Annotated in this window: 6 protein-coding genes; all 6 read left to right on the plus strand. The window is 28.1% G+C overall.

Annotated elements, in window-relative coordinates; translation table 4 throughout:
- Positions 1-4 precede the first annotated feature (4 nt).
- The 6 genes from CJF60_RS00715 (at position 5) to CJF60_RS00740 (ending at position 6,946) form a co-directional block, all read left to right on the plus strand.
- Positions 5-1,063, plus strand: coding sequence for an ABC transporter permease (locus tag CJF60_RS00715; RefSeq protein ID WP_084232810.1), 1,059 nt, complete (start codon positions 5-7; stop codon positions 1,061-1,063).
- On the plus strand, positions 1,053-2,306 hold the full coding sequence (locus CJF60_RS00720) for an ABC transporter permease (protein WP_159444222.1): 1,254 nt from the start codon (positions 1,053-1,055) through the stop codon (positions 2,304-2,306). Before CJF60_RS00715 ends, CJF60_RS00720 begins: the two co-directional genes overlap by 11 nt.
- Positions 2,306-3,535 carry an ABC transporter ATP-binding protein gene (locus CJF60_RS00725; protein ID WP_084232812.1) on the plus strand — a complete coding sequence of 410 codons (1,230 nt, stop codon included), beginning with the start codon at positions 2,306-2,308 and terminating at the stop codon, positions 3,533-3,535. Before CJF60_RS00720 ends, CJF60_RS00725 begins: the two co-directional genes overlap by 1 nt.
- The gene (locus tag CJF60_RS05415; protein WP_084232813.1) at positions 3,535-5,823 is read left to right on the plus strand and encodes an ATP-binding cassette domain-containing protein; all 2,289 of its coding nucleotides are present in this window, start codon (positions 3,535-3,537) and stop codon (positions 5,821-5,823) included. Before CJF60_RS00725 ends, CJF60_RS05415 begins: the two co-directional genes overlap by 1 nt.
- Positions 5,796-6,260, plus strand: coding sequence for a hypothetical protein (locus tag CJF60_RS00735; protein ID WP_084232814.1), 465 nt, complete (start codon positions 5,796-5,798; stop codon positions 6,258-6,260). The genes CJF60_RS05415 and CJF60_RS00735 overlap by 28 nt, the downstream gene beginning before the upstream one ends.
- Before the next feature lie 152 nt (positions 6,261-6,412).
- Positions 6,413-6,946, plus strand: coding sequence for a hypothetical protein (locus CJF60_RS00740; protein ID WP_084232815.1), 534 nt, complete (start codon positions 6,413-6,415; stop codon positions 6,944-6,946).
- The last annotated feature ends 225 nt before the right edge of the window (positions 6,947-7,171 follow it).

Consider the following 7,171-nt stretch of genomic DNA (forward strand, 5'->3'; position numbering starts at 1 on the left):
AACCATGATTAATTACTTTTTAAAAAGAGCAGGGTTAGCTCTGCTTTCTTTATTTCTTTTGACATTTATATCTTATTTATTGCTTGCTACCTATGGTAGAGACCCTTTTATTTCTTTGTTAGACCGTGGATCAACTGCAGGTGTTGAAGAGCAAATCAAAAATCTTCGCGAAGCAGCAGGTTTTAATAAACCTGTAATTCAAAGGTACTTCATTTGACTTGGAGATATTTTTAGTGGAGATTTAGGGTCAATGTATAACCCTTCATCAACAACAACTGTAAGGGAATTATTCTTTGAACCACTTCCTTATTCAATCAGGTTTGTTTTACCTTCATTTATTTTCTCAGCATTTTTTGGGACTTCTCTAGGTATTATTGCTGCATACCATAGAGGAAAATTTATTGACTTTTTAATAAATTTATTTGTCAAAATTTTTATATCATTGCCTAGTTTTGTACTAGCGCCGTTTTTCCTATTGCTAGCATTTAAATTAGGTCTTCAAATAAGGTTAGATCCAAGGTGAGCAACCTTCGATTCAAGGGCAGTTTCTGCACTTTTAATGCCAATTCTTTTAATTTCTATTATTTCAATGGCAGGTTATGCAGGTGCTTCCAGAAATATTACAGTAGATGTTTTAGGGTCAAATTACATCTTAATCGCTAAAGCAAAAGGTATGAAGAAAAGTGCAATTTTCTTCAAATATGTTTTTAGAAATATTTCAATTCCAATCTTTGCAATTGTTGTTCCATCATTTACAGGATTATTAGGTGGTTCTTTCATCATCGAAAGATTCTTCAATATTCCAGGAACATCTACAACATTTATACAGGCATTTCCATCAGGAGAATTAGATCTAATTATGTGGACAATTTCCTTCTATGGAGCAATCACTTTAGGGATGTCAATTTTAATCGACATTTCCTTAACATTCTTAGATCCACGAATCAAAATTGCAAATAAAGCAAACATCGATATTTTCAAAGTTATTTACTGATGATTTAAACGAATAAAACTTGAATCAGATAATGCAAAAAAAGAGAAAGGAATTGTTAATGGACAATAAAGAATTTAATAGAAGATATAAGTTAGGAAATCTAACAGCTGTTGATTTTCAGAAGATAGATATTGAACAAAATAAAATTTCTGAATTAATAGGTAAGCCTAAAAAAAATTCAATTGAAATTTTAAAACGTTTTTTTAAAAACCCATTTTATTCTGCAATGTTTTTTCTTTTATTAATAATTTTAGCGTTTGTTATTATTGCACCTTTAGTTTCGACATTTTCAGCAACAGAAAAAATTATTGCAAATAGTTCTGAGTTTTTCACAAACGGTTTACCCCCTGCATCAAATCCTATGATTGTTGACAGACAAATATCTACAACAAATTTAGCAAGTATAAATAGGCTTTATGAATTATATAATCAATACTATAATTTCCCTTTGCCTGAATCTCGATCAGGAGATGTTATAGGTGAAACACTTGCAACATATAATGCATACGATGTTTTAAGATTACAACTTTTATCTAATGCAGTTGAAACATTTACTTTAGCAAATTCAAATACTGCACCTAATGCAGAACAATTTAATAACATACTTCAAACAGTTAATGCTTATAATTTAAATTCAATTTTAGGCACAAATAAAGATGGTTTAGACGTATGAACTCGTACATGAGTTGCGGCAGGTCAATCTTTAGGAGTTGCTTTTTTAGTTTCAACAGTTACAACAATGATAGGAGTATTTGTAGGTATTTATTTAGGGTTCCACGTAGGTAAATGAATTGATACAATCTTTTTAAGAACTGTTGAGATTTTTCAACTTTTACCTCAAATTGTATTTTTCATTATTTTAGTTTCATTGTTGGGTACTAATATTTGGTCGTTAACTTTATCATTAATACTAATCAACTGGGCTGACCCTATTTCAGGTGCTCGTTTTTGAACAATTATCATGAAAGACAGAGAATTTGTTGTTGCTGCTCAAGCAGCAGGTGCATCAAAAATGAGATTAATTATTTTCCATATCTTACCTTCTATTTTAGGAAAATTATTTAACTCATATGTTCTTAGAATTCCATCAGCAATTTTCTTGATTTCTTCACTAGCATTTTTAGGATTTTTAAATGACCCTACAGATCCAAATTTAGGAAATGTTTTGAGTCGAGCAATTAACGATTATAGTAATAATATTTGAGTGTTAGTTTTTCCTGGGTTAATCTTATTATCAGTAACTATTTCACTTCAGTTTGTTGCTATCGGTCTACATGATGCTTTAGATCCACGTCTTGAAAGAAGTAAATAATGTTTAATCAAGAACAAAATAAAGATCAAGTTTCTCAAACAAAAGTAAAAAAAGAAACAACTAAATTAGCAGGATTAAAACAAAAGTTAAATAAAATTACACAAGTAAACCTAAAATCAGAAGCACCGCAAGTAGTTACTAGTGAACCACAAGATAACTTAAATTGAAAAGATGCAACAACTAAATCTAATCTTTTACTAGATGTACAAGATTTATGAATTAGTTTTAAAAAAGGAAGAAACCGTTTAATCAATATTATTCGTGGTGTTGATATTTCAGTTGATAAAGCACAAATTGTTGGACTAGTAGGTGAATCAGGATCGGGTAAATCAGTTAGTTCTAAATCTTTATTAAATATTAATGAAGGGGCGATTGTTTCAGCTAAAAAAATGTCTTTAGCAAAACTAGATATGCTACCTTTATTAAAAACTAAAAGAGATAGCCAATGAAGTAAAATCAGAGGACATCAAATTGGTTACATACCTCAAGATCCTTTAACTAGTTTAAATCCTACTCGTAAAATAGGTAAACAATTATTAGATGCGATTAAGCATGATAAAAGTTTTAAAACTAAAAAAGAAAAAATAGATTATTTAATTAATCTTTTAAAATCTTTTGGTATTAGAGATGCTGAAAAAAGATTTTATTCTTATCCACATGCCTTAAGTGGTGGTCAAAAACAAAGAATTGTAATTGCAATGGTTGTGGCAATGAAACCCAAATTAATTATTGCAGATGAGCCTACTACTGCACTCGATCCAACTGTGCAAGCTTCAGTTTTAGCTTTATTTGAACAAATTAGAAAAGATTATAATATCTCAATTATTTTTATTAGTCATAATATTTCAGTTGTTGCTAAGTTCTGTGACTATATTTATGTGATGTATGCAGGGCGTATTGTGGAAAAAGCACCTAAAAATGTGCTTTTTACAAACCCAAGACACCCTTATACATGAGCTCTATTACAATCTATTCCTGAAGATAAAGAAAAATCTTTATATAACATTAAAGGTACACCACCTGACATGGCTAATTTACATGTAGGAGATCCTTTTGCTCCACGTAATGATTATGCAATGGCAATTGATTTTAAAAAAGAAGCACCATTATTTAAAGTTGCTTCCAAACATTATGCAGCAACTTGATTATTACATCCAGATGCACCTCAAGTTGATATTCCTGAAAAATTAAAAGAAAGGTTAGAAGTTCTAAAAAAGGTATTTCAATAATGAATTTGAAAAACAATCCAAACGAAGTTTTAAAAGTTACTAATCTTAAAAAATATTTCACTTCAGGAGCAGGCGTTGTTAGAGCAGTTGATGAAGTTTCTTTCTCTTTAAAAGAAGGAGAAATTTTAGGACTAATAGGTGAATCGGGGTCAGGAAAAACTACAGTAGGACGCAGTTTAATCAGACTTTATGATGATTATAGTGGACTAGTAACGTTAAATGGTAAAGTTATTTCAGGTAAAAAAATTAACCGTAATACTAATAAGTTTATGCGTAAGAATATGCAGATGATTTTCCAAGATCCTCATACTTCATTAAATCCTCAACACAATGTTTTTTCTATTTTAAAAGAACCATTAGTAGTTAATGGTATCTTAAAAGAAAAATATGCAGACTTTTTTAAAGATTGAGATCTTGTTAAGTCAACTTTTAAATATACATTTTTAAAAGAAATTACTTTAGCAGAAAATTCAATTTTGAAAATGCGTTTAAAAACAACTAACACTTTATTAGAAAAATATGCTAATTTTGAGAAGTTAGATTTTAGTAAGTTTCAAACTTATGAAGATGCTTTTAATGCTTTATTAGTTTTTTATGAAGATGTACAAGCTTTAGGTAATCAAGTAATTAACCGTTATTATGATGTTAGTGAAAAACTAGATTCTTTATATAGAAGACACCAGCATGAATATCGTACAAGTGATTTAGAAGATGATGAAAAGCAACTTAAAGATGCCAGAAGATCTTTAAAAGTTGCTAAGATCTTACAAAAAATTACTTTAGAAAAATATAATGCAACTCGGGAATTAAAAGACTTAAAAATTGAGCATAAAAAGTTATTGCATACTAAAAGATCAAATGAACAAAGAGCAAAAAACGTTTTCAAAAACTATATTATTGAATATCAAAAAGATTATAAATATTATAAATTTGGGCGCTTAAAAGCAATCGATCCTGCTATTTATAATTACAATTATAAAAAGCAGTTGATCAATCAACTTGCTATTAAAAAGTTAAAATCAGTTTATGGTAAAATTAGTTTTTTACCTGCTCAAGAAATTGAAAATTTAATTGAATTAGTTAATTCATATAACGCAGGTTTATTAAAAACTATTACTTCAAATGATAAGATTTTTGATCGCAAAGACATTGAAAATCAAATTAAAACTAAGTTCCAAATTGATCTAAGTAAATACACTAAATTAAGCGACAAGCGTTTAGAAAATGCAAACAAAAAAATTGCTGAAAATAAGTCAAAAATGGATCAACTAAGTGAAAAAATTAAACAAATGAGTGGTAATTCTGCAGAACGTTATCCATTAAGTGAAGCAGAAAATAATTTAGCTAAAGCACAAGAAATTTATGACAAAATTACTGCTAATTTTAAAGAAAAATTTGATAAAGAACTAGCGATTGTTTTAAACAATCAAGCAGTTATTTTAGAAGATCTTAAAAAGGCTAACTTAGATGATAAAATTCTAAGAGATAAAGCTAAAGCAAAATTAAAAGAATTTTTTATTTGATTAAAAACTAATCCATTAAAAACAAAAGATTTTGACTATAAAACTTTAGTTAAATCATATCGTTCAAAAGTTGAAAGTCGCCAAGACAATGTTAAATCATTTGTGATTGAACAAAAATTATTAGCTAAAGATTTTCAAAACCTAAAACATACTTTTGGCGTGATCAAAAGACCTTGATCAAAATGATTAGTTAAAAAGATTGAACTAAGATTAATAATTTTTAATGCATTAGAAAAAGTAGGGTTATTGCGCCAGTTTGCTTACCGCTATCCTCATGAATTCTCAGGAGGACAGCGTCAAAGAATAGTAATTGCTAGAGCTTTAATTTCAAATCCCAAAGTTATTATCGCTGATGAGCCAATTGCTTCTTTAGATATTTCAATTCAGGCACAAGTAGTAAACCTATTAAAAGATTTATGTCGCAATAATAATATTGCTCTAATCTTTATCGCTCATGATTTATCAATGGTTGAATATATCGCTGATAAGATTCATATTATGCACCTAGGTAAAATTGTTGAAGAAGGTGAAACTAGAGAAATCTACAATAACCCACTACATCCTTACACAATCAACTTATTTGATTCAATTCCTAAATTATCAAATGCAAATATTCCTTTCCAAGCAAGTAATTTTTCACTGCAATATCTAATGGAACAGGCTTATCCTAATAAGCCAAAAATGCATTTTATTAATCAGGATCATAACCTTTATGCTAACGATGAGCAGTTTAAAAAATGAACAAGCAAAATCAAAAGCAGCTAAATAAATTTTCTTTACTTTGAAGAAAATTTATCGCCAGCTGGACTTATAGAAAAGTAATTTCAATCATAATTTGAAACTTAATAGTGATTCTAATTATTTTAATTACCTCTTTAGTTCAAGGGCAAAACAATAACCCAGCAAATATAACTATGGCACTTTTTGGTGTTTCCTTAGCAGTTAATTTATTAATGATTATTTCAATAAAAACTGGCTTATACCAAAATTTAATAAGACCATTTAACTTAAAAAATAAATACACAAAAGAACAACTTGAGCAAAAAAAACAAAAGCAAGCTAACAACTGATGACTTAGACCAATTCATCAAAGTGAGCAAAATGCAATTGCTTCAGATGCTTCAATCACAACTTTTGTAATTAATATTTTATTAGCAATTTTAGGTATTATTATCGGTGTAATTATTTATTATGCTGCCTAGAATTAACTAGTTAAATTCTTAAAAAATAGTTATTTTAAAATTACAAATATGTACCACTTTTTCTGATTACAAGAAAAAGAAGGTACATATTTTTTACTATTTATGAAATTCTAGATAAAAATTCAAAATATTTTGTTTATAATTTAAATATTATGGCTAGCAAAAATAATTCTAAAAGCAAAAGCAAAAAAGATGAATTTGCAATCAGTAAAATTCATAATATTTTAAAAGCTCGCAAAATCGATTACATTTTAAAAGAAGTACATTTAGTTGAAAAGTTCAGTGATGACAGAACAAAATATAAACTTATTTATGAGGTAATCGGTGAGTTAAAAGAGAGAGAAGAAACAGTTATTATTATCGATGGAGGAGAAGAAAACATCGATACTCCATCAGGTGGAGATGGAAACAAAGGAGATGGTGGAGAAATCAAACCAATTCCAACAAATGATCCTGAATGAAAAATATATATGAATAAAGTTAGAGATGAACTAAGAGAAGAATTTCACAAAGAATTAGATACAGGATTAAACGAATTAAGACAAGAATTTAGCCAAGAATTATCTAAAACAGAAATTCGACTTCTTAAAGTAATCAATGAAAACAACGAGAAAACTAATAAAAGAATTGATGGTATAGAAGATACTTTAAAACAAATTTTAAGTATTCTTAAAGATAAAAAATAAGAGATTTTGTTTTGTGCAAAATCTCTTATTTAATTCAAAATATTTTGGCTATAATTTAGATGAGATGGCTAACAAAAATAATTCCAAAAATAGAAACAAAAAAGATGAATTTGCAATCAGCAAAATTCATAACATTTTAAAAGCTCGTAAAATTGATTATGTTTTGAAAGAAGTACATTTAGTTGAAAAGTTCAGTGATGACAGAACAAAATATAAACTTATTTA

It is taken from the genome of Mycoplasmopsis agassizii, from assembly GCF_002272945.1.
Taxonomy (GTDB): domain Bacteria; phylum Bacillota_I; class Bacilli_A; order Mycoplasmatales; family Metamycoplasmataceae; genus Mycoplasmopsis_B; species Mycoplasmopsis_B agassizii.